This is a genomic window from Tsuneonella mangrovi (assembly GCF_002269345.1).
GTDB lineage: Bacteria > Pseudomonadota > Alphaproteobacteria > Sphingomonadales > Sphingomonadaceae > Tsuneonella > Tsuneonella mangrovi.
In genome coordinates this window covers 1,375,267-1,401,733 of record NZ_CP022889.1, presented here as the reverse complement: position 1 = coordinate 1,401,733, position 26,467 = coordinate 1,375,267, and the positions used below count along the sequence as shown (strand labels likewise).

The following is a 26,467-nucleotide window of genomic DNA, read 5'->3' as shown; positions in this document are numbered from 1 at the left end:
TGGTGGTTAGGGCGGTCCGGAGACCAGCAATCACCCTTTTAGCGCCATGCCGTCATGATGACCAGCATGAATCGAACAAAAGGAGAATGTTCGCATATCCGGGAGAGCGCTTCCCACGATCGCTGGATATGGGAAAATGCCCGGAAATCGCCGGACTTTGGCTCGGTTTGTCTCAGCAAGCATGGTGCCTGGGGGCAATTCTGGCGATATTCCCACTACTTTCCCACGAATATGGGAAAACCAGCCGCAGAGACCCATTAGGTCGGGACTGCGCCATTCACCACCTTTTCAGGTACTTGTGTCGATTTCGAGCACGAGTGATGGCTAGTTCGATCCCTGACGCATCGTCGCATGCGATCGGTGTGCTCGCCTTACCAACCTCCGATTTGAAATCCTCAAGCAGCCGCGCGAGCAAGAATTCTTACGCCCGACCGGGGGCTCGAGGGACATCTCATTAACAGGGGCCCCATGACCGCTCGCAGTCCTGGGTGAAATTGCAGAGCTCTGGATGGTTTCAAGCGGCATTCGATCCTTCGTAGTGCGCTCGACGCGGGATTCTATATCCTGGAACTGACGCATTTCGACTCCGGCCGTGACTATGGGGAATTTGTCGACGCGGCCTAATGCGCCAGACCCAGATAGACCGTGCTCCAAAGCTGCGCGGCGTTAGATTCGTCAGCGTCCTGGTCTGAAGCGCCGAATGCCGCCGGGACCAAATGCCCGTCGAGGACATTCCACGACCACAGCTCCGAATTTCGCCACTTGCGGGTCGCGTCGACAACTGCAGTTACCTGTCTGTGAGCGGCCTCTAGATCGTGCCTGGTGGCAATTGGAAGGTTGCTGCGGGCCAATTGATGCTCGATCCCCGCCAGCACGAGCGCGTGCTGCCATGACCAGATGACCTCACCGTGATAATCCTCGCGCGTGAATTCGGCGCGCTTGTCAGCCTTGGCAAAGGCGGGATTGGCTATCAGCATTCCCGCATCGCTCATCAACCCCGCTGGGAATGGGCGCAGGATAGACGCAAGAATAAGTTCGATCTGCGACGGGCGGGGGTCCGAAAACAGCAGGTCGAAAGCAACATCTGACTGGAGCACCGCTATCGGTGCACCGTGCGCGTCAAGCGCCAATGCCTGGAAGCGAAGCGGGCCATTTGGTAGCGAACGCAGCGCTGCCGCCGGTGAAATGCCTGCCTCTTTGGCTGCCGCCGCCACCGCGAGGCGCGCCTTGCGATGGGAGATGCTGACGGCAAAGATTGCAGGAGCTTGTGCGTGCCAGATTCGCGCCATTTTGCCCGCCTCACGCAACTTTGCACGCGTTTGCGAGTCGATCCACTTGTCGAGCTGGCCGCTCGCCTGCAAGCGTGCGACAGCATCCAGCGCCGCGGGCATGAGCACGGCGTTCACATCGTAAGGGTAGCGGCCCCCACCGAGCCCGATTTCGCTGTCTCGCCAATTGCCGACATTCACTCCAGGCTTGAGTGACACGAGATTCGCTGGGCGAGGATCGGCGGCGAATCTCGCTCCTTCGTCAATGACTCGGACGAGGTTCGAGACCAATGCGGCACCGTTGATGAGACCGGTTGAATCCGTGTTCTCCAAAAAGGCTGCAGCCCGCTCGCTGGATCGTGCATCGTCGAGCAGCCAATGCGCCGCGACGGGGGCAAGCATCAGCGTCTCGTCTACCATCTTGTAATCGTAAACCGGCGTCGCGCTGCGCGTTCCATCGCTTCGCATATGGTCGATGATTGCAAATTCGCCGATGTCTTCTTCGTGCGCAACTTCACCGTCCGGCGAAAGCCGCGCCAGCACCGAACCCAATCCAGCTTCGATCGCCTGCGGACGCAGTGCGGGCATCAGCAGCCGAACACTCAACAAAGTGTCCCGGCCGAAGTAGGTGTTGAAACGCCACGACCCGGCAAGGAATTTCTCGTGATACGAGAGAAACTCAAGCGTGCGACGAGCTGCGGGATCTTGTCCGGCGCTTTGATTGAGCAATGCCGTGCCTGCGAGCGGGGTCAGTGGTGCTGCACCAGTAAGGGCAGTGATACGCAGGGCAATTCGCCCATCGGGTCCGGCCAGGATGCGTTCGCCATCGATCGTGCCGTCAAGAATTTCCAGCGCAAGGCGGTAGCCGGGCGCGCCGTCAAGGCGATCGCGTTCCCATGTCACACTGCGCAACCCGAAATGCGGCCCGGTGACGACTCCGGCGGGTTGATCGCCAGTCCGCTCGTAGTCGCGCAGAACGCGCACGCTCGAAAGCACCGCGCCGTGCAAATTCAGTTCAGGCACCTCGATCGAGGCCAACGTGACGATACCACGCAATGGCCGCCCCTCGTGGTCGGCACCTGTTAGCGGTTGCGGAGGAGCCTCGAGTGTCCACTTCGCGGGTCGCGCCAGCCGGCTGAACCAGATACCCACACCACTGTTTCCCGCCGGAAAAGCGACAATCAGGCGCGGGTCACAGCCCGAACGGAGCAGCAGATGGGCTGCAACGGGACCGTCACGCACGAAGGCGTTGATGTTGCGCCCTTCATCGACGCGGAAGGCGAGGGGCTGCGTCCTTGCCGGCTCATGCGGCGGCGAAGCGAAGGCTGCAACTTGTGCCAGCGATGCGAGGATGATCGCCGCACTGCACGCCAGTCGCCAAGCGGTCCTCACGTCTCGAGAACCAACCCGCCCCATGCGGGCAGAACCGCTTCGCTGCCGTCGACAGAGCCCGGCAGGCCGAAATCGAGGTTCGTTTCGTTCCCTTCGGGCAGGACGAAGCGCTGAACCTGATCGCTCAGATTGAACAGGCAAAGCAACGTCCGGTCCCTGCCCGGCATGACGCGGCGGAAGACGAGGATCGGTTCAGGCGCTTCGAGGAATTCGATGTCGCCGAGCCGGAGTTCCTCGTGCGCTTTACGAAAGGCGATAAACCGGCGGGTTTGCGAAAGAATCGAATGTGGGTCGGCCTCTTGGCGATCGACCGCATATGCGGGATGAGCCGGATCGACAGGCAACCAGGGCTCGACGGTACTAAATCCCGCATTGGCCTGCTGCGTGTGCCAGGGGATCGGAGTCCGGCAACCGTCACGACCAAGGCTGTCGGGCCAGAAGCGAATGCCTTCCGGATCCCGCAGGCGATCGAATGGCACCTGTGCCTGCGGCAGGCCAAGCTCGTCTCCCTGGTAGAGGAAGATGGTGCCACGCAGGCACAACAATAGCCCCATCAACATGCGCGCGAAATCGTCGCCCGCGCTCTCTCCACCCCATCGCGTGCGAGCGCGTACGACATCGTGGTTCGAAAACGACCAACTCGGCCAGGCGGTCTTGCTGGTCCAGCTTTCGAGTGTCGAGCGGATCAGCCGGGCACTGAGCGGTCCATTTTCAAGCAACAGGAAGTTGTAGGCCGTGTGGAGCCTGCCGGCCTCGGTATATTCGATGCTCCGGTCGATATAGGAATCGCTGCCGATTTCGGCGACGGTCATCAGGTCGCCGAACTTGTCGACCTCGCTCCGCAGCACTTCCATGAACGACAGGTTTTCCGGTTGCGAACGATCGTGGAGATGCCGTTGATGCCAGTAGGGCCTAGCAAATCCGCCATCAGGTGACTTGGGTGGATTATCGCGTAGGTGCCTGTCGCAGAAATAGAAATTGGCGACATCGAGCCGGAACCCGTCGACCCCGCGATTGAGCCAGAAACGTGCGACATCGACAGCTGCCTGCCTTACTTCCGGGTTGTGAAAATTCAGGTCGGGCTGCTCCGACAGGAAATTGTGCATGTAGTATTGCTTGCGGCGCGAATCCCACGACCATGCCTGCCCGCCGAACAGCGATATCCAGTTGTTGGGCGGGCCTCCGTCCGCCCGGGCGTTTGCCCACACATACCAGTCGGCCTTGGGATTATCGCGCGACGAGCGACTTTCCTTGAACCATTCGTGTTGATCCGACGTGTGCGAATAGACCTGGTCGATTATCACTTTCAGGCCGCGATCGTGGGCCTTCGCCAGCAAGGCATCGAGATCGGCCAGCGTGCCGAAAATCGGGTCGACATCGCAATAGTCGGATATGTCATAGCCGAAGTCGCGCATCGGAGAGCGAAAGAAGGGCGAGAGCCAGACGCCGTCGACGCCGAGCGCCGAAAGGTAGTCGAGCCGTGAAGTTACCCCCGGCAGGTCACCAACGCCATCGTCGTTCGAATCGCAGAAGCTGCGCGGATAGACCTGGTAAATTACTCCACCGCGCCACCACTCGCTCATCTCGAGACACCTTCCCGCTGGACACCTGCCGAATTGCCGGCAAGTTCACCAAGCCGTTTTTATGATATGCATTTCATAAGGGGAATGTTAGGCGTTGTGCAAGCCAATACGAATAACCATGCGGGGAGATCGATATGGGGCCGGACGCCGGAGCACCTTCGCAGGCAGGATCTGCACTGGGCGACGCCCGCGACCTGCCGATCGCCGCCACCATTATGCTCTGCTTCGGCTACGCGGTATTTGCGATTCTCCTCAACAGCGTTGGGACGGTCATCCTCCAGTCGATCGGCTACTTTCCTGTCGACAATGTTGGCGCATCGACATTGGAGGCGTTCAAGGACCTCACGATCGCGGTTGCTTCGTTCTTCATTGCGGCACAACTTCCGCGCTTTGGCCTCAGGCGATCGATGATTGCTGCTCTCGCGATCGCCGGGATCGGCTGCCTGTTGATGCCCATCGCCGATTCGTTCTGGGCCACCCGAGCGATGTTCTTTTGCGTGGGTTTCGGCTTCGCGCTGATGAAAGTTTCAGTCTACTCGTCGGTTGGCCTTCTGTCGAACAGCACGTCGACCCATGCTCGGCTTCTCGGGATTATCGAAGCCAGCTTCATGGCTGCAGTCGTGGCGAGCGCATGGATCTTCGCGGCATTCATCGATCCCGCCGATCCCAGCTCCTCGTCCTGGCTGCATGTCTACTGGTTGCTGGCAATCTTGAGCGGGATTGCCATTCTCCTTGTCCTGCTGGTGCGGATTGACGAGGCCAATCTCGGCAACGATGTGCAAGACAAGGCACCGGGCAAAGCATTCGGCGAAATGCTCGGCTTGATTGTGCTCAGGGCGACACAGGTCTTCATTGCGGGCATTTTCCTGTACGTGTTCATCGAACAGGGACTGGGCACCTGGTTGCCGACGATCAACCATCAGGTCCTCGGGCTCGATGGGCAGATCGCAGTTCAGGCCGCTTCGGCGTTCGCGATGGCCATTTCGCTCGGCCGGTTTTGCGCGGGAATGATCGTGGCAAGGATCGGCTGGTTTCGATTGCTGATGATATGCTTAGCGGGGATGGCGGTCGTCCTCAGTGTTGTACCCTGGTTGTCGACTGGGCAACCCGGCGTTGGCGTCAGCACGTGGCGCGAGGTCCCTTTTGTTGCCTATCTACTCCCGGCGATCGGGTTCTTCATGGCGCCGATCTACCCGACGCTGAATTCGGTTGTCCTGTCGACTGTTCCGCGAGCGAAGCAAGCTGGCCTGATTGGGCTTATCGTAGTGTTTTCCGCCCTCGGCGGCACCACCGGCAGCCGAATGGTAGCGGAGCTCTTTTCCGCCATTCCGAGCGCGAACGTACTCTACAGCCTGCTGGCGCCAATCGCCCTGCTTGCGGGCGCAACGGTCTGGCTGCATCGCCTCGCAAAGGACTGAGCGCGATCCCTGTCCTAGGTTTCCCTGACGATCATACGAGTAGGCAGGGTTGTCGAGTTCGCCCGGCCCCCTTCGATGAGTTGCATGAGCTTTTCGACGAGGATGGCGCCTGCCAGGTGCGTCTCCTGTTCGATGGTCGTGATTGCCGGCGTGAAGTCTGCTGCGGGCGGTATGTTGTTATAGCCCACCAGCGCATAGTCGCGCGGCGATGCAAGTCCTGCTTCGCGCAGCTCGGAAATCGTGGCCATTGCCGCAGTATCCGAAAAGCAGAAAATCGCGTCCGGCGCATCGTGGTTCGAGATGTAGTCTTTCACCGCCCTATAGATTGCGGTGTAGGACATGTCGTTGATCGACAATGTCGAGAGCGAGATCTCGGCATCGGTCTCTTTGGCGGCAGCTGATAGCCCATCGTGACGCATCCGTTGCTCGATGTGGCTGTCGTCGCCGATAAAGAGCCAGCGGGTTCGGCCGCATTTGGCGAAGTAGTTGCCCGCCATCTTGCCACCCAGAAAATTGTCGCTCCCCACGGCACAATAGGGTTCGTCCACATCGACAGCCCCCCAGACTACGAAGGGTACCCCGGCGCGGGCCAGTTTGCGCAGCATCGGGTCGCGGCCTCCCTGCCCCAGGAAGATGAATCCGTCGACCATGCGCGCGTTGATCTGATCCTGGTAGCCGCGCGCATCCTGCGAGACCGGGGGCGAAAGGAGCAAGTCGAGGTTGCGCACCGAAAGCGCTTCGGAAACACCTGCTAGCAGTTCGAAGATAAATGGGTCAGCCACCCGTCCGCCGCGATAAGACCCGAAATCGAGAACCACCGCCACGGTATCGGTGCGTGCTTGCCGCAACTTCTGGGCGTTGCGGTTGACTGCGTAGCCGTTTTCCCGCGCGACCCTCAGCACATGATCGCGGGTCGCCTCCGTGACAAGCGGACTGCCGGATAGCACCCGCGATACTGTTGGTTTAGAGACATTTGCCAAGCGGGCAATATCGGCCATGCTCACGCCCATCGAGCGCGTGCGTCCGTTTTCCTTCCTGGGCTTGGCGTCACTCACTCAATGCGCTCCCGTTACGTGTACAGATCGCTTGTCGCAAAACTGCCGCTGCTTGGCAAAGAGGAACCGGCAAGTCGCCAACCCGTGCGCTCTTGAAATGCATTTCACAAATCGATACAAGAGCCCGTCGGCGCATCAAGGGAGAGCGCCGTTATGAGGAGAGGATTATGACTGCCACCCGCAAGTGCCGGCTCATGTTCGGCGCGTCTGCAGCCGTGCTGGCGATGATCGCGGTTCCTGCCTACGCGCAGGACACAGGCTCGACCGACAAGGACAAGGCAACTACCAACCAAGCTTCGCAGGCCGACCAGAGCGACAACGAGATTGTGGTAATCGGTACCCCTGGTGGTTCGGGTATCCGCAAGCAGGAAGCTTCGTACGCCATTACCACAATCAGCCAGGCTGACCTCAATCAGGCAGCGCCCAAAAGCACTGCAGAAGTCTTCGACCTTGTACCGGGCGTCTGGACCGAAAGCTCGGGCGGTGTATCGGGCGCGAACATCGATGTGCGCGGCCTTCCTGGCGGCGGTGATGCCCCATGGGTAACCTTCCAGGTCAACGGTTCACCCATCTATGGCACCGAGTCGCTCTCGTTCATGGAGCAGAGCTCAATCTTCCGGGTCGACGAAACCATCGCTTCGACCGAAGCGGCGCACGGTGGGCCAAACGCCGTGTTCTCCAACGGCGAAGTCGGCGTAACAATGAACTTCAATCTCAAGAAGGGTGGTGACGAGACCAAGGGTCTCGTTAAGCTTTCGACCTCGAGCTACCATCTTGGCCGTATCGATGCGGTGATTTCGGGTCCGCTCGGAAACGATCTCTATTACATGATCGGCGGCTATGTTTCCCGCTCGCCGGGCATTCGCGACGCGCAGTTCGACTCCGAGCGTGGCCAGCAAATCACTGCACAGCTCACCAAGAAGCTCGATAACGGCGAGATCAACCTATGGACCCGTTGGACTGACGACCACGGCCAGTGGTACCTGCCAATGGCACTCAACACGGGCAACGATCTCGGCACGTTCTCGCAGCTTGGCAACGCGACCCGCTTTGTCACGTTGCAAGTCGATGCACAGGGCGATTCCCAGACTTACGACCTGGCCAATGGCCGCGGTTGGAAGGGCAGCGTCTCTGGCCTCAACCTCAACTTCGATCTCGGTGGCGGCTGGGGTGTACGCGACAACGCGTCCTTCACCGACGGCGATGCCGACACCTACGGCTTTGTCCCCGACGGCGCCCCGGTGACCGTGGCGGACTTCCTGGCTGCCAATCCGACATATACCAGCCTGTCAACCGCTGGGGGTACGGCACTCGCGTCCGGCGATTGGATCCAGAACTACGGTGGATGGGTCGTCCAAAAGAAGATCCAGTCGCTCACCAACGACCTGAGCCTCGATTACCAGTCGGGTATCAACACTCTGACGGTCGGCTATTACCATGCCGGCTGGTCGTCGAACGACTTCTGGTCGCTGGGTAACTTTGCACCGGTCCAGAATGTCCAGAATGGCGATCATCTGGAGGCAGGCGTTACGTGCGAGATGCTGCAGAATGCCGGATCGGGCTCCGGTTGTTGGCACTACGGCATTCGGTCGGCCGGCGATGCACGTGCAGACGCGGTCTATCTGGCAGATTCAATCCAAGCCACCGATGCGCTGCGGTTCGACCTCGGGGTGCGACAACAGTGGTTGAGCATCGATTATGTGCTCGACAGCGGACCTGGCTATCCCGACGGGACCACCGATCTCAACACCCATGTCACTGGCAGCAAGTTCTCTTACACCGGTGCCATCAACTATGACGTGAGCAACGATCTTGGTCTGTTTGTGCGGTATTCCAAGGGTTACCGCATGCCCAACTTCGATGACCTGCGGAGCGGCAACCAGAACGTTTACGGCGTCAGCCAGGTGGAAGGCGGCGTCAAGTTCCGTGGCTACAACGCAGCACTCTACCTGACTGGCTTCTACAACCGTAATAACAGCTTCGAAGCCACTGTGGGCTCGGTCCTGCCAGCGACAGCCTTCAAGACTCGGGCATACGGCGTGGAACTCGACGGAAACGTCCACTACGGAGGGTTCAAGCTCGACGCGATCATGACTTTGCAAGATGCCAAGGTCACCGATTCATCGACTCCGTCGCAAGTTGGAAACGCGGTCCTGCGCCAGCCGAACTTCCAGGCCCGCCTGTCACCGAGCTACTCGGTCGACCTGGGGTCTGTGAACTTCACGCTCTACGGTGCGGTTTCGATGGTTGGCAAACGCTGGGCCGACCTGGACAACACGGTGCGCCTCGACGGGTACACCAAGGTCGATCTGGGAATGAAGGCAGACCTGCCCTCCGGTCTGTTCGCCCAGGTGAGCGTCGATAACCTGAACGACAGCCATGGTCTGACCGAAGGTGATCCGCGCAATCCTACTGCGCCAAACGGACGGCCGATACTCGGTCGCTCGGCGATCTTCAGTATCGGATACAACTTCTAGGAGCCGTTAGCTTCGGATCGTGCAAGGCCGCCTCTTTCCCAAGAGGCGGCCTTGGTACGAATCATTTCGATGTCAGCGCGCGGTTGGTCTTCCCCCTCCTTCGAAACCACCCCAGATCATGGTGGCGTTCAAACGAGACTGGCAGCCATAAGGCGAATGTACGTTCGCCAGCGTTGCCATCGGTTCAGCGACATGCGGACCTCCAATATGCAGTCCCGTTCCAGCCTAAACTGACCTGAAGTTTTTGAGCATTGGCTGATTTTCGAGGCCATGCTTTCGTTGCCGAGGTCCAGAAACGCTATAACCGATTGATTCGTAGAAGCGTTGCGCTGTCAGCGTGCTCTCCAGGTGCAACCGCTTCAACCCCAAAACACGGGCCCGCTCTTCAATCGTCGCCATTATCTTCTTGCTGACGCCACGGAGGCGAAAGTCGGGATCGACGTAGTTGAGCGTGACATGACCGAGGTAGGTAAACGCGCCAACCCCGGCGATGCGATCGTTAACGCTGGCAACAAGCATTTCTGCATCTCCGTTTTGCAGCCAGATCCTAACAATCGGAGCCTTCTTGTTCGCGAGCCACAGGGTAAGTGGCTGTTCTTGGTTGCAATGATCGAGTACACACAACTGGCGAATTGATCGGCGCAGCAATCGGGCAATCGCCACTGCGTCTGCAGGTAGTGCCGGCCTGATGCCTATCGTCTCGGACATGTCGAGAGAATATCGCGTACGCGCCGCCCTTCAATCTGTAACGCGCCAATCGAGCCAGCAACTCAACTTCGGCGATCTCGCCAGCCGCATCTCTAGGTGGCTTGTTGAGCCTGCCCACTTGATGGCAATCATTCGCAAGGCACCATCACGACCTGCACCGCCGCCGCCGGGCCCGACCGTGAGCGGTAGTGCGAAATGATGGCGTCCCGCTGCGTGCATGGCAGGCGCAAGCCCGCGTTGGACGACGCCACCAGCAGCCGCGCAGCCTCGGTCGCCGGAACCAGCCGGGGAAGCGCGCCAAGGAAGCTTGCCTGCCACACGCGGGTGGCGGCGAGGTCCCCCGCGAATGCCTGCAATCCGCCACCTGTCGCCAGCAACTGGCGGGTCAGCCCGTCGAGCCCCGGGTAGTTGCGATTGGTTGCCCATAGCGCCGCGACTCGGTTGGCCGCACCCGAAGGATTGCCCGAGACCAGCGCCAGCTGTGCTGCAGCGAACTGGAGCGGCTCGACCCGCCAGCCGCGTTGGGTCCCAAGCAGGAAGGCCTGCGCAAATGCCTGCTTGTTTCCATCGAGCTGGCTGGCGCGGGCGTAAAGGTAAAGATTGCGCGCGGGGATCGGGCGGTGGCGGAGCAACACGGTGGCATTGCGCATCGCCGCTGCCTTGTCGTGTCGGTCGATCGCGTCCGCCGCGCGCCGGTCGAGCGCGAAGCTGCGGAACGGCGCAGGAACATAGGTCGCCAGCGCAGGATCGCGCGCGCTCTGCCGGTCGAGTTCGGCGAACACCGCGACCAGCGCAAGCAGTGCGAGCAAGACCAAGCGGGCAACGGATTTCACGGCGCAGGCTCCTCGCGAGAGAACCGTGCGATGAGTACCACCGCAAATGCGGCGATGCACAGCATGGCTTGGTTTCGAAGCGGGAAGCTGAGCGTCGATTGGGCGGCGATGCACGCCGCGATCGCGACCCCGGCACGTGCCAGCCATGCGCCCTTGATCAGCAATGCCCTGACTCCGCCAAGCACGACCCAGCCGAGCCAGCCGGCGGCGAGGATCAGCCCGGGCAACCCTGCTTCGATCGCCAGCTCGAGATAGTCCATGTGCGCGCGGCCTGCTCGCCGTGGGCTGACGTATTCGAGCGATTCGTCGACCTGGAATACTTCGTCGAACGTGCCCATGCCCGCGCCGACCGGCCAGTAATGGCGCGTGGCGAATGCGGCGTCTTCGCGCATCTGCGCCCGCTGGCCGTCACCATCGGCGAATCGCGCGAGGCTGGTCCCGATCCGCCCGGGTTGCGTGGCCACCAGGACCGCGGCTGTGCCTCCGACCAGTGCGACCGCCGCGAGTGCCCCAGCCAGCGCTTGCTTGCGAGCGATTGCCGCTCGTGCAAGGGCGAATGCGGCGGGCACGGCCAGCAATGCCATCCCAGTACGCGAACCGGTGAGGACCACGCACAACGCGAGGAACCCGGCGCCGGCATAACGGGCAATCCGCCACCGACGGTCCTGCGGCAGTGGCAGCGCGCCCGCGAGCAACAAGGCGGAGACGAAGAAAATTGCAGCCGAATTGCGGTTGGCAAAGGTTCCAACCAGCACGCCGGGCAATTCGCGCCAGCCGGCGTAGAGGTCGCCCATGCGAGCATCGATAAGGTGGAGCGACCCGAACAGCGCCACTGCGATCGCCAGCGCGATCACGCGGCGTGCGACCCCGGTCAGTGCTTCGCGCGGGAGGGCGCTCCCGACGATGATGATCGCGAGCGGCGCGAATGTCCCGATAAACGCCACCAGCGTCCGGCCCGCATCGAGGCTCACCGGGAACCAGCCGGGTCCGCCGGTCAGCGCTTGCGCCTGAGCGACCATGTCGCGCCCGGGAAATATGCTCCAGACCTGCGGAGGAAGCGGCACAAGCTGGAGCAACGGCAAGAGACAGCTTGCGAGCGTGAGCATGGCCAGCCCGCGCGGAGCCTTGCGCACGAAAGGGCCGAATGCCCCGGGATTGGCCGCCAGCACGGCGAGCGCAGCCAGCTGCACCACGAGGTTGCCAAGCCCGTTCGAGACACCGCCGCCGCCGAACAGCAGCGCGGTCGCGATAAGGACAGTCAGGTGGAGCGCGGGGTCGCGCCAGATTTGACGGGTGGATCGGTTGAGTTGCTCGCCGGTCGGCAAGAGGCGCTCAGCCTCCGCGTGTCCGGCCGGTCGAGTAGCCGTCGTCGTTTCCGTGAAGCGCAGCAAGTGCCGCGAAGCTGCCGCCGACGATCAGGAGCAAAGGGAGCAGCAGGACGGGGACCCGATCGCGCCGGTCGTGGTCGGTCTGCCCGACCACCGGTGAAGTGTCGGCACGGGTGCCAGCCTCGGCGGCAATCGGAGCCGCCACCAACGTAACCGCCAGCGCGCTCGCAAGGGCTCTGGAAACGATCATTGTCACACCGCACCTCGCTTGTCACAGTGGCTCGACGCCGGGCCGGAATCTACCGGGCAGCGGCTTCGGGCGCAAGGTTTGCGAGGAAACACAGCCATTCACTGCATGTCGTCTGCCTTGTCCGTTCGAATGGACCCGCATCCGCGAGAGGCGCCCACGCGCCATGGATAAGCCGACATTGGACGACGCGGCCGCCCTGCTCGCGCGCGAGATGCAGGTGGTGCGTGGCGAAATTCCCCGGCGGGACGGCCCGCCGCTGAGCGACGACGGCCACTTGCGAATTTGGGCCGACGGATTCCATTTTTCGACTCCGGGTGAGGTACGCTTCGCCTACCAAAGCGGCGAAGGCTTGCGAGCCGAGGTCCCCGACGCTGCGCTCGAGGACGAATTCGGGCTCTACCGCGAAGGAACGGTGTTTGGCGCGGTGTGTTGGCTCAATGGCTTGTTCCCGCTTCACGCCAGCGCGATTGTCCGCGATGGATGTGCGATTGCACTGACCGCCGATTCAGGGGGCGGAAAATCGACCCTGGCGATGGCGCTTGCCGCCCACGGCTTCATCCACTTTGCTGATGACACCTTGCCGTTGCTTCTTGGCGGCGATGCAGTCCACCCCCTGCCGTTCGGCAAACGAGCCAAGTTGTGGGGCGATGCCTGCGCGCTGGCCGGGGTGCCTCCCGGCGTCGAGATCGCGGCGGTTCCCGGCAAGTATTACGTCGAGACGCCTGATCTGCCTGCAATCCCTGCACGATTGACCGACATCGTCGTGCTCGAGACCGGACCGGAATTGCGGCTTGAGCCGATTACCGGATCCGCCAAGCTCGCGCGCATCGCAGCGGCGATGTACCGCCCCTCGATCGCGATCGCGCTTGGCGGGGCGCAGCGACATGCCGAACGGCTGCTGGAGATCGCCAGCAAGGTTCGATGCTGGCGGCTTGCGAGGCCACTTTCAGGAGATCGCGACGCGTTCGCAACGACAACCCAGGCGGTTGCGGAACTTCTCGGGGAACATATGGTGCAATGAACGCCGCTCAGGACAACCAGCGGCGTTGCCATTGCCAGATTCGGTTGGATTAACTAAAACCGAATTTGAATACATCCGGGGTTGGCTGCTGGCGCGATTGCGATAGTCAAATGTCTGACGAGAAAAGAAATACCACCGAGCGGGGTGCCGCGAAGGAAGCATGGGAAACCCCTGTGCTCGAACGGCTTACGGTCGATCTCGATGCTATCGCCGGGACGGCACAGGTGTTCGGCGACGGAAACGGCAAGCATGGGACGATCGCTACGTCCTGATCGAAAGGACCACCTGCACCCAATCATGGCACGATGTCTCACCAAGATCCGGTCGGCATACGAGGCATCCGAACTCGACGGCGAAGTGGTGATGATCCATGCCGATACCGGTTGCTTCTTCGCCCTCAAAGGAACCGGCCTCGCGATTTGGCACGCACTTGACGAGGTGGCTGACCTCGACGCGGTGGCAGCGCGCATGGCCGCACGCTACGCCGTCGAACCCGAGCGATGCCGCCGCGAAGTCGACCAATTCGCGCAATCGCTGGTCGAGGCCGGATTTGCCCGGTTCGCCTGAATCCGTCGCCCGCGATGCGTACTTACCTGCGATGATCGAGCGGCTGCGCGGCCGGATACGGACGACACAGGCAATCGTTGCGCTCGGCGCGGCATGGGTGCTTGTGAAGACCGTGCGCCTGTCGATCTGGCGGGAGAGCCTTGGTCGTTCGATCGATCCGGCCGAGCCTTGGCCTGTCCGGCGACCTGTAGAAGCCGGGCTTGCGGATGCCAGCCGCATAGCGCGCCACGTCGAACGGGCTGCTGCGTGGTTGCCGTTTGCCGGCAAGTGCTTGCCGCGCGCAGTGGCCTGCCAGTGGCTGCTGCAGGCTTTGGGCATTCCTTCACGGCTGGTGATTGCCCATCACCGCAATGATCGGTCCGGTGAACATGCGTTTCACGCCTGGGTCGAGCACAATGGCGCATTCGTGACCGGTGAATGCGATCGGGCAGACTACGAGCCAGTGATGGCGTTCGTTCAAGGTGACGCCAGCCTGCCGCCGCCGGGCCGCCAAGCAAGGCCTTGACCAACCTCCTTGCCGCCGCCGCAATCGACCTGTCGGGCGGGACCTGGTTCGCCGATTGTGCCGAGCGGATCGTTGCCAGCCTCGTGCTCGGCAAGGGGGGAGACGTTTCGCACACGTCGGTCCCCGGTGCGCAGCTGGCAAAGCGGACGATCGGTAGCCCGCCTTACGATCGCCCCCCGAAACGGCTGCGGCTGGAGCCGCCTACCCAGCCTGACGGTTCGCATGTCCTGCTGGTGGGCCAGCTTGACGATCCGCAGGGTCTGGTCGACCGTCACAGGCTATCCGGGTGCAGCGACGAGGCGGATATCTACGCCGCGCTCTATCGCCAGATGGGTGACGATTGCGACCGCGCGATCACCGGCAACTACGCCGCGATCATGTGGTTTCCGGATGAGCGAAAGGTTCGCCTTGCCCGGTCACCGCTGGGGCTGGTTCCGCTGCACTATTGGGTGGATGGCAGCCGGGTCTTGGCCGCAAGCATCCCGCGATCGATCTTTGCCGCCGGCGTGCCCGCCGAGATCGACGAAGCCAAGCTCGGCGACATCCTGCTGCTCAACATGCGCGACCAGCAGCGCAGCTGGTATCGCGGCATCCGGCGAGTGGCACACGGCACGCAAGCGACGATCGATCGATCGGGCACCAGGGTCAGCCGGTTCTGGTCGGTTGCCGACGTCGAGCCTGTCCGCTTCGCGCGCGACGAGGACTATGTCGAAGCGGTCGAGGAGCAGTTTCGCGCTGCGACACGGGTGGCCCTGGCCGGAGTCCGAAAGCCGGCGGTGATGCTCTCGGGCGGGCTCGATTCGCAAGCGGTCGCCGCCTACGCGATGGAGGGGATGGGCCCTGAGCTGGCGCTGCGCTCGTACACCACGGTCCCGCAGCCGGGCTGGGCCGCGCAGCGCGAAGCGGGGTTCTTCGGTGACGAAGCGCCGTACGTGCAGGCGCTGGCGAAGCAATATCCGCAACTCGAACCGCAGTTCGTCACCGGCAGCGATGCATCGCTGCTCGATGGGATCGAGGACGTCGCACTGATGTGCGGATCGCCTCCGCATAACCAGTTCGCGATGCACTGGTACCACGCGATCTGTGCGCTGGCGGCAAGCGATGGATGCGACGTCCTGCTCGCGGGCGATCTCGGCAATCCCGGTTTCACCTATGACGGGCTGACGGGCTACCCCACATGGCTGCGCCAGGGGCACCTCGCGCGGTTGCTACGCGAACTCGGCGCGCGCGAAGCGCCCTTCGGCTTGGCGCGAAAGCTGCTGCGCTGGGCCGTTCGGCCGAACCTGCCGCACAGCTGGCGGGTCGCGCTCGGGCACGGCTGGCTGGACAAGCCGTTCGCAACCTGGTGCCCGATGCGCGAAGGCTCGCAGGTTGCGCGCGAAGCGATACAGCGGGCGCAAGATAGCGGATACGATCCCTATCACCTGCCGTTCGCCTCGTCGCGCGAATGGCGCGCGCACGTCATCGATGTCGCAGCGTGCGAAGCGCCCGAACTCGACCTTGCCGAAACGCTGCTCCACGGTGTCCCCAAACGCGATCCCACTGCCTATCGCCCGCTGGTCGAGTTGTGCATCGGCATCCCAGACGCGCAGTATCTGCGGGACGGGACCGATCGCTGGCTTGCGCGGCGGCTGCTGGCTGGCAAAGTGCCGGACATGGTGGTGTCCGAACGCAGGAAGGCGGTGCAGACCGCTGACTGGCCGCTGCGCTTCGCGCGCGAGCGGATGGAAATGGTAGACGATCTTGAGGCGCTGGGCCGCGACGAGCGATTGGCCGATGTGTTCGACTTCGAGCGTATGATCGCTGCCTTGCACGACTGGGATGTGGGCGCGGTGGTCGATGGCACCGATGCCGCGTGGATCCCGGTGCTGGTCGGGCGCGGCCTCCAGACCGCGCGTTTCCTGCGCCATGTCGAGCAGCGCAATGCCGGCTAAGGCGATCCCTCCGCTCGGTGCCGTGCGCACGCTCGTGGCGCTTGCCGGGCGGGTCACGCTTACCCGTGTCGGGCTGCTGATGGTTTGCGCCAGCACTACCGAAGGTATCGGACTGCTGCTGCTGGTGCCGATCACCCAGATCGTTGCGGGCCATCCGGTTTCGGGCCTTTCGGCAGAATGGAGCCGCGCGCTGGCCGCGTTGCCGCTGGCGGTGCTGCTCGGCGGGTTTGTACTGCTGGTCGCGCTGCGCGCCGGACTCACGTTCCTGATGCTGTCGGCGCGGCACGATTTCAGCCTCAGCCTTACCCGCCGCTTGCGGACGATGACGCAGGACGCGCTGATCGCCGCCGAATGGCGCTGGCTCAGCGGACAGCGCAGCGGCGACCATGCCGCGCTGATTGTCGGCGAAAGCCAGCGGGTCGGCGCGCTTGCCGATCGAGCGCTCGACACAGTGACTTCGCTGGTGACGCTCGCTGCGCTGCTTACGGCGGCGCTCTATCTCGATTGGCGGCTGACGGCGATTACCGCGTTGCTGGGGTTGCTGGCTGGAGGCTTCATGGTCCTCACGCGCCGCCGTCGGGCGCAGTTGGGCGATCCGTTCGCCGCCGCTTACGAGGCGCTGCACGCGCACGTAGCCGAAGGGCTGACGCACTTGCGCGCCGCACGCATCGCCGGGGCGCAGCGCGAATTGGCCGAGCGTTTCGATGCGATCGCGCAAGAGCTGCGCGATGTCGAACTGGCGTGGCTGCGGGCAGTCGATGTCGAGCGGCTGGGAATCCAGGTCGTCGCCGCGATCGTGCTCGCGTGCCTTGCTTGGTTCGCGCTGGCGGTTCTAGCCGTGCCGCTGGCGTTGTTCGTGCCGGTGTTGGCGATCTTCCTGCGGATCGTGCCGCTCGCGGGCAATCTCCAGAACGGCGTGCGTTCGTGGCAGTTCTGCCGCCCGGCGCTCGCCAACCTGCTGGCAACGGTCGAAGAGGCGCGGGGCGCTGCCGAGCCGGGACCAGAGATGGGCGAACCGCTCGCGCTGGCGACTGCAATCGAGCTAAGCGACATTTCGCTGTCCTATCCCGACCGCGACCGGCCGGTGTTCGACCGCTTCAGCCATCGAATAGAAGTAGGCAGCTTGGTCGGAGTCACGGGTCCGTCTGGTTCGGGCAAGAGCACGTTGGCGGACCTGCTGTCGGGGCTGGTTGCGCCCGATGCGGGTCAAATCCTGGTCGACGGCGCTCCCTTGATCGGGGCAGATCGAATCCGCTGGCGGCGGCAAGTCGCTTATGTCGAGCAATCGCCCTACCTGTTCGACGGGACGATCGCCGAAAACGTTGCGTGGGGGAATCTGGAAGAGGTCGATCGAGCGGCAGTCGAGCAGGCATTGGAAGAAGCTTCGGCCGGGTTCGTGAGGGCGTTGCCCGAAGGTATCGACACGCTGGTGGGCGAGCGGGGGCGCGAACTGTCGGGCGGCGAACGCCAGCGGATTGCCCTCGCGCGCGCATTGCTGCGCCAGCCGTCGCTGCTGATCCTTGACGAAGTGTCCGCCGCGCTCGATTCGGACAATGAGCAAGCGATTACGCGGACATTGGCGGCTTTGCGCGGGCGAACGACATGCGTCGTGCTGTCGCACCGCGCTGCCCTGCTGCGCGATGTCGACGACCTGATCGAACTGGGTGCCGCGTGAGTGAACCGGGCGAAATCCTGCTGCGGATATGCGCCAGACCGGGTGCGGATCACGGAGCGCGCCTTGCTACGCTCGACCCGGTCGGCTGGGAACAACTGGCTGCATTGGCGAGCGAGCAGCGGGTGACAGCGCTGCTTGCACAGGCGCTCGCCAACGTCGAGGATGAGTTGGCCGTTCCGCCCGCGGTTGCCCGCCAGATGGACGAGCAGGTGGAACGCGAGCGTCTCTACACACTCAACCAGTCGCTTGCGCTGGTGAGGATGTTGGCATTGCTGGCAGATGCGGGCTTGGAGCCGATCTGCCTCAAGGGCGTCCGGCTCGCACACCTCGATTATCCGCGCCCGGAACTGAGGCCAATGCGCGACCTCGACCTGCTGCTCGAACCCGCCGACGCCGAGCGTGCACAGGAGCTGTTGCTGGCGAGCGGGCGCTACAAGATCGCGGACGGCCGGCCCGCTTACGGGATCGAGGCGAGCCATCAGTTGCCCCCGCTGGTCGACACCGAGCGCAAGGTGATGATCGAGCTGCACCATCGGCTCGATGCGAAGGACTTTGCGCGAGAACGCGACCTTCTGGCACTCATGCGCGCGCAACCGGAGAATACGACGGTGTTCGACCGGACGGTGTGCGTGCCGACGGCGCACGCATGCCTGCTGCATATCGTCGCGCACGCTGCACTCCAGCACCTGTTCGACAACGGCCCGGTCGTGCTCGCCGACGTGCATTACCTAGCAGCGAACGATGAGCTCGACTGGCATTTGTTGATGCAAGACGCGCAGGCGCTCGGCCTCGACAAGGCGCTGGGACTGATTGCAGCGCTGGCGCGCGAGCTTGGCGCGGAATGGCTCGATCGGATCCCGGATTCGCTGCCGGAACCGAGTGCGGAATGCCTGTCGGTGGTCCGTGCGGCGATGCTGAGCCCTTCGGCTGGGCGCGACCGGCAGCGCTTCCTGCGGCGGATGCAGCACGACCGCGGCGCGAGCGCCACAGCGAGGACTACGCTCGATGCGATGTTGCATCCCGATCCGGACTGGCTTGCTGCCATCGTCGGAGTGGGGCCGGGCAATCCCGCGCGTTGGCTCGGTTACCCGGTCTGGCTGGCGCAGCGCGCCCGCCGCTACCGCGATTCGCGCAGCGACCCGACGGCAATCGATCTTGCAGCTGCGAGGAGCCGGCTGCGCGACTGGCTGCTGGCGCAAGGATCCGAATCGTGAAGGTGCTGGTGACGGGGGGCGGCGGGCAGCTTGGCCGGGCGCTTGTCACTGCTGCCCCTGCGGGATGGGATTGCGTAGCGACGGATCGCGCAAGGCTGGACCTGGGCGATCCCCTGGCGATCTACCGCGTGGTCACTCAGGAATCTCCCGACCTGGTCATCAACGCTGCGGCTTACACTGCGGTCGATCGGGCCGAATGCGAGGCGGAGTTGGCTTTCGCGATCAATGCGGCGGCTGTCGGACACCTCGCGGAAGCGGCATCGAGCATCGGCGCTAAGTTCGTGCAGGTTTCGACCGATTACGTGTTCGATGGCGAGGCGACGTGCCCCTATCCGCCGGACGCTGCGCGCAACCCGCTGTCGGTTTATGGCCGGAGCAAGGCCGCCGGAGAGGATGCCGCCGGGCGGGATGCGCTCATTGTCCGTACGTCGTGGCTCTACGAGGCAGGAGGCGCGAACTTCGTACGCACGATGCTGCGGTTGATGGCCGAACGCGATGAAGTCCGCGTGGTCGCCGACCAGGTCGGCACGCCGACCCGGGCCACCGAAGCGGCGCGGGCGATCTGGCAGCTCGCGGAACGCGGCGCATCGGGCACCTGGCATTACAGCGATGGCGGGGCGGCGAGCTGGCACGAGCTGGCAGCCGCCACTTACAAGGAGGCGCGGCGGCTGGGCTTGCTCGATCGCGCCGTTGCTGTCGAACCGATCGCCAGCGCGGACTATCCGGTTGCTGCGCGCCGCCCTGCCTATTCGGTGCTCGATTGCAGCGAGACATACGCGCTGCTTGGGCTTGCCCCGCCCGGTTGGCGGGCAAACCTGCGGCAAATGCTGATGGCGGAGCTCGCCGGCACCTGAACCGCAGGCCCGTTCCCATCGGCTAGGCGAACGCGCCGGCCGGCGCCATATTGCCGCGCTTCACACCTGCACCGTCATATGCGACGACCGGCTTCTTCTTCTTGGTGGCGAGGTCCCCAGCCGGAGTGAAGTCTCCGTTCGCTGCGTCCACGAACAGGTCCGCCACGGTCCCGCCAATTGTCGTCCCTGTCGCCCCGGCAGGATCGACTGCCCCCGCCTGCAGGTGGTTGTCAGCAATCGTCGGGAAGGGGTTGGGCGTGCTGGTCAGGGCGATTTCGGGCATGGTGTTGTTCGCCGTGAGGCAATAGCCGTCGAATGCCGTCGTGGTACTGCGATAGCTCAGTCGCTGGTCGGACCACGAATTGTGCGCGAGCACCACGTGACTGCAGGTGTTCGCTTGCCCATCCCGACCGATCTGGCTGAAAACAATCGCCGGATTCCACACCCCGTCGCCGGGTGCGACGTACCACGCGTTGTTGACGAACACGAAGTCGCGGGTGTCGATGTTGGTCGACAGGAACGTGCACTGGACGTGGATATTGACTGCGGTGTTATCGGCGATGACGCAGTTTTCCGGGAAATAGTTGAAACGCTGTTGGTACCAGTCGCCGTGAGAGCCGAAATTGACCAGCAACTGCAACGTCGCACTTTTGACGTCGGTGTCGCCGAACCCGCTGCCCAGCGTCCCCGCGATGCCCAGCGCGCTGGCGCGGAATTCGTTGGTCAACACCGTCGCCGTAAAGCCTACGCCCAAGCCGTTGAGCCAGTCGGCCACGTCCTGCACTGTGTACCCGTCGCCGGTCGCCCCTGTGAGATATGCTTCCTTGGAACCGACCGCGAAGGTCGCGCTGTTGGCACCCCATTTGGCGGTGTAGGTCGTGTCGTTGGGGTCGACCCCGCCGCTTCGGGCCAGCGTCGCGGTGGCTTCCACCCCGGCGTACGACACCTCTAGCGCCGGCGTGTCGCTCACAAGGAATTGCAGCGAATGGTCTGTGACCGTGTGGCCGATTGCGCAGCGAGCGTCGGGAAACACGTCGAATCCCACGGTCGTTGCGCTGCCCCCGCGCACGAGGTTGGCACTGCCATAGCCCAGCGCCACGTCGTGAACCGTGACTTCAGTGAACCAAGGGTAGTAGCTGCAGAACGCGGTGTAAGGCCGGATTCCCTTGCGCCACAACGCTTCGCGGCCAAGGCTGTTCGTGAAGGTGACCCCGTCGAACCACAGGTCGCGCGTCGGGGAATTCGAGTTGTTGAAGTAAATCTCGCTGGCGTTTGCCATGTCGATGGTGATGTTGCTGCCGCGAAAGCAGAGGACGGTGCGATCGGTGTATAGCAGCGCGGCCGTATCGGTGGTGTAGGTCGGAAACCCGATCGTCACAGGCACGCTGGCCGCAATCGTCACAAACCCGGCAAGCCCATAGTAATTGGGAGGCCCGTTGCCGGTGGCGTAAGTGCCCGGCTCGACAATCGTCACCAGCGGATTCTGCGCGCCGACTCCCTTCAAATAGGAAATTGCCGCGCTGATCGACTGGTAGCTCGCACCGGTGACAACTGCTGCCGACGGTGCGACCTCGACCGAGAAATCGTGCAGCGTCGGCTGGGGGCTGAACTGGTAGGGGCCGATCACCCGGTGTTGCATCGTCGTGTCGCTTGGTACCGCTTCGAAGTAAACCTGCGCATGACCGTCGGTGCCGGAGTGCTGAAGTTTCGCCCACCAACCGAAGTAGGTCACAGTATTGCCGTTGGCATCGGGGAACGATTGGAAGCTCGGTGCCGCGATATCGACGCTGCTCCCTTCGCAGTGAACCGTAACGTGCGACAGCCCGCAGTTGTCGACCAGCGATCCCGAATTATTGGCCCAGGCAGTCACCCCCACCAGCAGTTCGCCGGTGAAGTACTGGTTGGGCACAACGATCGGGCGTATCGCCGGCTTCGCGGTGGTGCGCACAGGGTCGCTCGGGGTGGTCGCAAAACCACTCCCTGCCGTCCCGTCCCACGTCGCAGATGGCATGATCGCCGGGGGGCCTGCATTTGCCGGCTTGCCGGTAGCGATCCTTGAACTGCGGGCGGAATTGAATCCGTAACCGAGCCAGCTCATCAGGCGAGCCCGACGATGTCGGTTGCGGTGGTGCCGGTGGCGTGGATGGCGCGCGCGCGGATCGCCAGCACGCTGCTGTCTGCGACATTGCGGAACGTCACCGGAGCACTGCCGTGGAGCGGAACAAGCGTTACATCGCCGCCGGTTCCGACATAGATCGCCTTGGGTGCAGTGGCCAGCTCGGCCACGTCGTCGGGCGTGATCGCGAAGCAGTCTTCGGCCGGGGCGGTCGGGCTGTCGCTAGCATTCTGGAATGGATCGTGAATCATGGGATGCTCCACATAGAACAAAAAAGGAACATCGCGCTATCACGTGACCTGCCGTGTAGGAAACCCCTGTAGGACCTGGATCTTTTGCTGTGGCTTGCCGACCCGATCGCCGTGACCGGGCGTTGCGGATCGTATGTCCGGTGGTTAGGAACGAACAGGTTTGAGCGTTCGCTGGCTTCCATTGGCCGACGGTCACGCTACGCACTTCCCGGGAGACCCCTTCGTGACGCGCGCAGACATCATCGACCGGCTCACGGGCATCATCGAGGACGTGTTCGACCTCGATGTGTTCGAATATCGCGACGGATTGTCGGCTGCTGACATCGAAGAATGGGACAGCCTTTCGAACATCCGCTTCATGGTTGCGGTGGAGACGGCGTTCGCAATCCGTTTCACCAACAGCCAGATCGAGGGGCTGCGAAACATCGGCGAGATGGTCGATCTCGTGCAGACGAAGTTGGGCTGAGGTGGCAGCTTCCCGGGCCTGCCCGCGATGAGCGTCGATCCCCTTTCTCTCCCGTGGCTGCCGCCGCCACCGGCGGACTTTCGCCAGCAGCTCAAGGCAATGCGGGCAGCTGGCGGATTGGAGGAGCGCCAGGCTATCGCGTTGGCCCGCCATACGCTCAATCTCTCGCAGCTGGGGCAACTGAGCAAATTGATTGGTACCAGTGTCGAAGCCCTCGGGGCCTCGGGCGGGTTGCGACCGATCAAGCTGACCATCGCCGCAAGCCACACGGTCGAATTCGTGGCCGAAGCGATCCCGGCCACCGGGCTTCGCCACGGCTTGATGGTCACGGTGGAGAGCGCCGCATTCGGATTGGCCGCGCAGCGATTGCTCGATCCGCAATCCGCGCTTGCGATCACGCAACCGGACTACGTCCTGCTGTCGTTCGATCATCACGCGTTGGGGCTTGCGCGTCCGGTCCTTAGCGACGTTGTAGCCGAAGAGGCGGTCGAGGCCGCGCTCGGGCAAGCGGCGACATTGCGCGACGCGGCGCAAGCCAATCTCGGGGCGGGGGCGATCCTCCAGACCTTGCCAATGCCGCAGGAAGGCCTGTTCGGCAGCTTCGACGTGCGCATGGCCGGGTCTATCAGGACGATGACCCAAAGGTTCAACGCGCGCCTCGCGAGCGAGCTTGTCGGTCCGGGCAACCTGCTGCTCGACACTGCGGCGATCGCCGAAACCATTGGCTTGTCGCGCTGGCACGATCCGATGCGCTGGCATGATGCCAAGCTGCCGTTCGCGCTCGACGCCGTTCCGCTCTACGCCGAGCACTTGTGCCGCTTGCTCGCCGCGGCGCGCGGGTTGTCCCGCAAGTGCCTTGTGCTCGATCTCGATGAAACGCTGTGGGGCGGGGTGATCGGCGACGACGGGGTCGAAGGTATCGTGCTCGGGCAAGGATCGGCGCGCGGCGAAGCGCATCTCGCTATCCAGTCCTACGCGCTCGACCTGCGCAGCCGTGGGGTCCTGCTCGCGGTGTGTTCGAAGAACGTTTCCGATGTCGCTCTGCGCGCAATCCGCGAGCACGATGAGATGGTGCTCAAGGAAGAGCATTTCGCTGCCTTCGTCGCGAACTGGAGCGACAAGGCGAGCAATATGCGGGCGATCGCCGAGGCACTCGACATCGGTACCGATGCGCTGGTCCTGCTCGACGACAATCCCGCCGAACGCGAGCGGGTGCGGCAGGAGCTGCCCGAGGTCGCCGTGCCCGAAGTCGGCGAGGAACCGGCGGACTACGTGCAGCTGCTGTCGATGGCGGGATATTTCGAGGCCGTTTCGTTCGGCGAGGAAGACCGCGACCGCGCGCAGATGTACCGCGCAAACGCCCTGCGCACCGCATCGAAGGCGCAGGCGGGCGACTTGGATGGCTACCTGCGGTCGCTCGAGATGACCTGCACGATCCGCCCGTTCGACGATCAGGGACGCGCACGTATCGCTCAGTTGGTCAACAAGTCGAACCAGTTTAACCTCACGACCAGGCGCTATTCCGAAGCGGAGGTTGCCGCGATCGCATCCGATCCGGCGAAGTATGCGATCCAGGTGCGCCTGGCCGACCGTTTCGGCGACAACGGAATGATTTCGGTGGTGATCTTCGATCGCGGGGCGGACGAATGGTGCTGCGACACCTGGCTGATGAGCTGCCGCGTGCTCGGCCGCCGGGTCGAGGAAGCGATTCTCGCGCATATCGCGGAGGCGGCACGGGAAGCGGGGGTCGAGAAATTGCTGGGAACCTACCTGCCGACCGCGCGCAACGGGCTGGTGGCCGACCACTTCGCGAACCTCGGCTTCGATGCCGCCGGAGAAGGCGAGGGCGGAACGACATTCTGGTCGCTCGATCTCGCCAGCTATGGCGCGCCGGATCTTCCGATGGACGTGACGGCATGAGCGCAGTGGCCTGGCAGACCGTTGCCGAGCGAGCCTGACGGGGGAGGACAGGCCAGCGATGCTGTTCAATTCGATCGGATTCGTTTTCGGGTTCCTGCCGTTCGTGGTCGCAGGATACTACTTGCTGGCATTGACCAGGCTTGCCGCGCTGCGTCGGCCATTCATGATTGTCGCGACACTGGCGTTCTACGCGCTCGGCGGACCGCAATTCGTTCCGTTGCTGCTGGTGTCGGTGGCGCTCAATTACCTTGCAGCCGTGTGCATCGCACGTGTCCGCGAGAACTGGCGCTTCGCGGCAATGGCAGCGGCGGTGATCGCGAATGTCGCGGTGCTGGGGTACTTCAAGTACATCGAGTTCGTACTCCGCACCTTGAACACCCTGTTCGATAGCGGATTCACTCTCGAGAAGGTGATCTTCCCGCTCGGCATCTCGTTCTTCACCTTCCAGCAGATCGGCTACCTTGTCGACGTCAGCCGCGGGCGCTTCGGGCCCGGCAAGCCGCTCGACTATGCCTCGTTCGTACTGTTCTTCCCGCAGCTGCTCGCCGGCCCAATCGTGCGCTACGAGGAGACGGTGCGGCAGCATCGCGAGCCGGTCAGCTGCGGGCGTATCGGCCAGTCGATCCTGATCGGACTCGTCATCTTCTCGATCGGCCTGTTCAAGAAGACGGTGATCGCCGACACGCTGGCGCTTAACGCCGCCCCGGTTTTCGGCGGGGCCAAGGTCGGCACGCCGCTCGGGTGGCTCGACAGCTGGATCGGTGCACTCTCCTACACCGGGCAAGTCTATTTCGACTTCTCGGGATATTCGGACATGGCGATCGGCGCGGCGCGCATGTTCGGGATCGTCTTGCCGCTCAACTTCCATTCGCCGCTGCGCTCTACCAGCGTGGTCGAGATCTGGCGTCGCTGGCACATCACTCTCGGCCGCTGGGTTCAGTCCTACGTGTTCCAGCCGCTGAGCCTTTCGCTCACCCGGGTGGCGATCGGGAGCGGTTTCGGCGCGTGGGGCGCGCTTGGTCTCGGTGTGATCGTGCCGACGATGATCGCTATGATGGTGGTCGGCATCTGGCACGGAGCAGGATGGACCTTTGTGCTGTTCGGGCTGATGCAAGGCATCTACATGGCGACCAACGAAGCGTGGGCGATGCTGCGCAAGGATGCTCGCAAGCAGCGGCGCAAGGCGGGTCTGCCGGCGCACGGGTGGCACCGCCCCGCAGCACAAGCGGCCACGGTGCTCGCGTTTGTCGTGTCGATGGTCCCGTTCGGATCGGCCAACCTGCACAGTGCGTTCGCGATGCTGGCCGCGATGGCCGGCGGCGGCGACGGCCTTGCCGCACATGCGCAGTGGCCGCTCGGCGTTGTCGGCGCATTGGCAGCAACTGCAGCGTGTTACATTGCCATGTTCGCGGTGCCCAACACCCAGCAGATCATGGGCCGGTTTGACCCGGTGCTCGAATGGCCCCGCTGGCGCGCGCTCGAGACCTATCGCGGATGGTGCCAATGGCGCATGGCCGCTCGCTGGACTATCGCTGCGGCAATCGTGTTCTTTCTGGGCGTCGCGTTCATCTCGCGCGGGACGAGCGCGTTCATCTACTTCAACTTCTGATCGGGCGGTTAGGTGGAGGACGA

General features: G+C 63.2%; 22 protein-coding genes. 13 read left to right on the top strand and 9 right to left on the bottom strand.

All coding sequences use genetic code 11. From position 1 onward, the window contains the following. Positions 1–620: 620 nt before the first annotated feature. Both CJO11_RS06885 and CJO11_RS06880 read right to left on the bottom strand, forming a co-directional pair. A complete protein-coding gene (locus CJO11_RS06885; protein WP_095012050.1) occupies positions 621–2,660 on the bottom strand; it encodes a hypothetical protein in 2,040 nt (679 codons plus the stop codon). Next, complete coding sequence (locus tag CJO11_RS06880) at positions 2,657–4,243, bottom strand: alpha-glucosidase (protein WP_095012049.1); 1,587 nt, start codon at positions 4,241–4,243, stop codon at positions 2,657–2,659. Before CJO11_RS06880 ends, CJO11_RS06885 begins: the two co-directional genes overlap by 4 nt. Before the next feature lie 215 nt (positions 4,244–4,458). Here CJO11_RS06880 and CJO11_RS06875 point away from each other — a divergent pair, with 215 nt between their 5' ends. After that, a complete protein-coding gene (locus CJO11_RS06875) occupies positions 4,459–5,661 on the top strand; it encodes an MFS transporter (RefSeq protein WP_095013265.1) in 1,203 nt (400 codons plus the stop codon). 14 nt (positions 5,662–5,675) lie between these two features. On the opposite strand, the gene CJO11_RS06870 is transcribed toward CJO11_RS06875, so the two are convergent. After that, on the bottom strand, positions 5,676–6,716 hold the full coding sequence (locus CJO11_RS06870; RefSeq protein WP_240504338.1) for a LacI family DNA-binding transcriptional regulator: 1,041 nt from the start codon (positions 6,714–6,716) through the stop codon (positions 5,676–5,678). A 167-nt stretch (positions 6,717–6,883) separates the two neighbouring features. On the opposite strand from CJO11_RS06870, the gene CJO11_RS06865 reads away from it, so the two are divergent. After that, complete coding sequence (locus CJO11_RS06865; protein ID WP_095012047.1) at positions 6,884–9,193, top strand: TonB-dependent receptor; 2,310 nt, start codon at positions 6,884–6,886, stop codon at positions 9,191–9,193. A gap of 225 nt (positions 9,194–9,418) precedes the next feature. On the opposite strand, the gene CJO11_RS06860 is transcribed toward CJO11_RS06865, so the two are convergent. The 4 genes from CJO11_RS06860 to CJO11_RS06845 all read right to left on the bottom strand — a co-directional run bounded on the left by CJO11_RS06860 (position 9,419) and on the right by CJO11_RS06845 (position 12,312). Next, entirely contained in the window at positions 9,419–9,901 is a 483-nt protein-coding gene (locus CJO11_RS06860) for a GNAT family N-acetyltransferase (protein ID WP_095012046.1), read from the bottom strand. Positions 9,902–10,029: 128 nt separating this feature from the next. Next, a complete protein-coding gene (locus CJO11_RS06855) occupies positions 10,030–10,734 on the bottom strand; it encodes a hypothetical protein (protein WP_095012045.1) in 705 nt (234 codons plus the stop codon). Next, positions 10,731–12,059, bottom strand: coding sequence for an O-antigen ligase family protein (locus CJO11_RS06850; RefSeq protein WP_095012044.1), 1,329 nt, complete (start codon positions 12,057–12,059; stop codon positions 10,731–10,733). Before CJO11_RS06850 ends, CJO11_RS06855 begins: the two co-directional genes overlap by 4 nt. 7 nt (positions 12,060–12,066) lie before the next feature. Next, positions 12,067–12,312, bottom strand: a complete 246-nt coding sequence (locus CJO11_RS06845) for a hypothetical protein (protein ID WP_150124992.1) — start codon at positions 12,310–12,312, stop codon at positions 12,067–12,069. Positions 12,313–12,475: 163 nt separating this feature from the next. Here CJO11_RS06845 and CJO11_RS06840 point away from each other — a divergent pair, with 163 nt between their 5' ends. From CJO11_RS06840 to rfbD, 8 genes are all read left to right on the top strand, one after another. Beyond that, positions 12,476–13,333: a hypothetical protein gene (locus CJO11_RS06840; protein WP_095012042.1), complete on the top strand. Its 858-nt coding sequence runs from the start codon at positions 12,476–12,478 to the stop codon at positions 13,331–13,333. Positions 13,334–13,443: 110 nt separating this feature from the next. Next, positions 13,444–13,605 (top strand): hypothetical protein, encoded by a 162-nt coding sequence (locus tag CJO11_RS13280; RefSeq protein ID WP_169829154.1) that lies wholly within the window; start codon positions 13,444–13,446, stop codon positions 13,603–13,605. 25 nt (positions 13,606–13,630) lie between these two features. Continuing rightward, positions 13,631–13,900: a PqqD family protein gene (locus CJO11_RS13275; RefSeq protein ID WP_169829153.1), complete on the top strand. Its 270-nt coding sequence runs from the start codon at positions 13,631–13,633 to the stop codon at positions 13,898–13,900. Positions 13,901–13,931: 31 nt separating this feature from the next. After that, positions 13,932–14,405 carry a lasso peptide biosynthesis B2 protein gene (locus tag CJO11_RS06830; RefSeq protein ID WP_095012040.1) on the top strand — a complete coding sequence of 158 codons (474 nt, stop codon included), beginning with the start codon at positions 13,932–13,934 and terminating at the stop codon, positions 14,403–14,405. Continuing rightward, positions 14,402–16,339 carry an asparagine synthase-related protein gene (locus CJO11_RS06825; protein ID WP_095012039.1) on the top strand — a complete coding sequence of 646 codons (1,938 nt, stop codon included), beginning with the start codon at positions 14,402–14,404 and terminating at the stop codon, positions 16,337–16,339. Before CJO11_RS06830 ends, CJO11_RS06825 begins: the two co-directional genes overlap by 4 nt. Then, on the top strand, positions 16,314–18,014 hold the full coding sequence (locus CJO11_RS06820) for an ABC transporter ATP-binding protein (protein ID WP_169829152.1): 1,701 nt from the start codon (positions 16,314–16,316) through the stop codon (positions 18,012–18,014). Before CJO11_RS06825 ends, CJO11_RS06820 begins: the two co-directional genes overlap by 26 nt. Continuing rightward, a complete protein-coding gene (locus tag CJO11_RS06815) occupies positions 18,011–19,228 on the top strand; it encodes a nucleotidyltransferase domain-containing protein (RefSeq protein ID WP_169829151.1) in 1,218 nt (405 codons plus the stop codon). Before CJO11_RS06820 ends, CJO11_RS06815 begins: the two co-directional genes overlap by 4 nt. Further along, entirely contained in the window at positions 19,225–20,082 is an 858-nt protein-coding gene (gene rfbD / locus CJO11_RS06810; protein ID WP_095012036.1) for a dTDP-4-dehydrorhamnose reductase, read from the top strand. Before CJO11_RS06815 ends, rfbD begins: the two co-directional genes overlap by 4 nt. A 22-nt stretch (positions 20,083–20,104) precedes the next feature. Here the strand turns inward: rfbD and CJO11_RS06805 are convergent, their stop codons facing one another. Then, positions 20,105–22,180 carry a hypothetical protein gene (locus CJO11_RS06805; protein WP_095012035.1) on the bottom strand — a complete coding sequence of 692 codons (2,076 nt, stop codon included), beginning with the start codon at positions 22,178–22,180 and terminating at the stop codon, positions 20,105–20,107. Then, positions 22,180–22,449 (bottom strand): spike base protein, RCAP_Rcc01079 family, encoded by a 270-nt coding sequence (locus CJO11_RS06800; RefSeq protein WP_240504337.1) that lies wholly within the window; start codon positions 22,447–22,449, stop codon positions 22,180–22,182. The genes CJO11_RS06805 and CJO11_RS06800 overlap by 1 nt, the downstream gene beginning before the upstream one ends. A 223-nt stretch (positions 22,450–22,672) precedes the next feature. Here CJO11_RS06800 and CJO11_RS06795 point away from each other — a divergent pair, with 223 nt between their 5' ends. The 3 genes from CJO11_RS06795 to CJO11_RS06785 are packed head-to-tail and all read left to right on the top strand — an operon-like array spanning position 22,673 to position 26,444. After that, on the top strand, positions 22,673–22,915 hold the full coding sequence (locus CJO11_RS06795) for an acyl carrier protein (protein ID WP_240504336.1): 243 nt from the start codon (positions 22,673–22,675) through the stop codon (positions 22,913–22,915). A gap of 27 nt (positions 22,916–22,942) precedes the next feature. Next, positions 22,943–24,835: an HAD-IIIC family phosphatase gene (locus tag CJO11_RS06790; RefSeq protein WP_095012034.1), complete on the top strand. Its 1,893-nt coding sequence runs from the start codon at positions 22,943–22,945 to the stop codon at positions 24,833–24,835. 58 nt (positions 24,836–24,893) lie between these two features. Beyond that, positions 24,894–26,444 (top strand): MBOAT family O-acyltransferase, encoded by a 1,551-nt coding sequence (locus CJO11_RS06785; RefSeq protein WP_095012033.1) that lies wholly within the window; start codon positions 24,894–24,896, stop codon positions 26,442–26,444. Positions 26,445–26,467 lie beyond the last annotated feature (23 nt).

What these genes read in the sequence shown, in the direction of transcription:
- CJO11_RS06880 (WP_095012049.1), bottom strand. Translation starts at nt 4,243, where the DNA reads ATGAGCGAGTGGTGGCGCGGTGGAGTAATTTACCAGGTCTATCCGCGC.
- CJO11_RS06875 (WP_095013265.1), top strand. Translation starts at nt 4,459, where the DNA reads ATGCTCTGCTTCGGCTACGCGGTATTTGCGATTCTCCTCAACAGCGTT.
- CJO11_RS06865 (WP_095012047.1), top strand. Translation starts at nt 6,884, where the DNA reads ATGACTGCCACCCGCAAGTGCCGGCTCATGTTCGGCGCGTCTGCAGCC.
- CJO11_RS06860 (WP_095012046.1), bottom strand. Translation starts at nt 9,901, where the DNA reads ATGTCCGAGACGATAGGCATCAGGCCGGCACTACCTGCAGACGCAGTG.
- CJO11_RS06845 (WP_150124992.1), bottom strand. Translation starts at nt 12,312, where the DNA reads ATGATCGTTTCCAGAGCCCTTGCGAGCGCGCTGGCGGTTACGTTGGTG.
- CJO11_RS06840 (WP_095012042.1), top strand. Translation starts at nt 12,476, where the DNA reads ATGGATAAGCCGACATTGGACGACGCGGCCGCCCTGCTCGCGCGCGAG.
- CJO11_RS13280 (WP_169829154.1), top strand. Translation starts at nt 13,444, where the DNA reads ATGTCTGACGAGAAAAGAAATACCACCGAGCGGGGTGCCGCGAAGGAA.
- CJO11_RS13275 (WP_169829153.1), top strand. Translation starts at nt 13,631, where the DNA reads ATGGCACGATGTCTCACCAAGATCCGGTCGGCATACGAGGCATCCGAA.
- CJO11_RS06830 (WP_095012040.1), top strand. Translation starts at nt 13,932, where the DNA reads ATGATCGAGCGGCTGCGCGGCCGGATACGGACGACACAGGCAATCGTT.
- CJO11_RS06820 (WP_169829152.1), top strand. Translation starts at nt 16,314, where the DNA reads ATGTCGAGCAGCGCAATGCCGGCTAAGGCGATCCCTCCGCTCGGTGCC.
- CJO11_RS06805 (WP_095012035.1), bottom strand. Translation starts at nt 22,180, where the DNA reads ATGAGCTGGCTCGGTTACGGATTCAATTCCGCCCGCAGTTCAAGGATC.
- CJO11_RS06800 (WP_240504337.1), bottom strand. Translation starts at nt 22,449, where the DNA reads ATGATTCACGATCCATTCCAGAATGCTAGCGACAGCCCGACCGCCCCG.
- CJO11_RS06790 (WP_095012034.1), top strand. Translation starts at nt 22,943, where the DNA reads ATGAGCGTCGATCCCCTTTCTCTCCCGTGGCTGCCGCCGCCACCGGCG.
- CJO11_RS06785 (WP_095012033.1), top strand. Translation starts at nt 24,894, where the DNA reads ATGCTGTTCAATTCGATCGGATTCGTTTTCGGGTTCCTGCCGTTCGTG.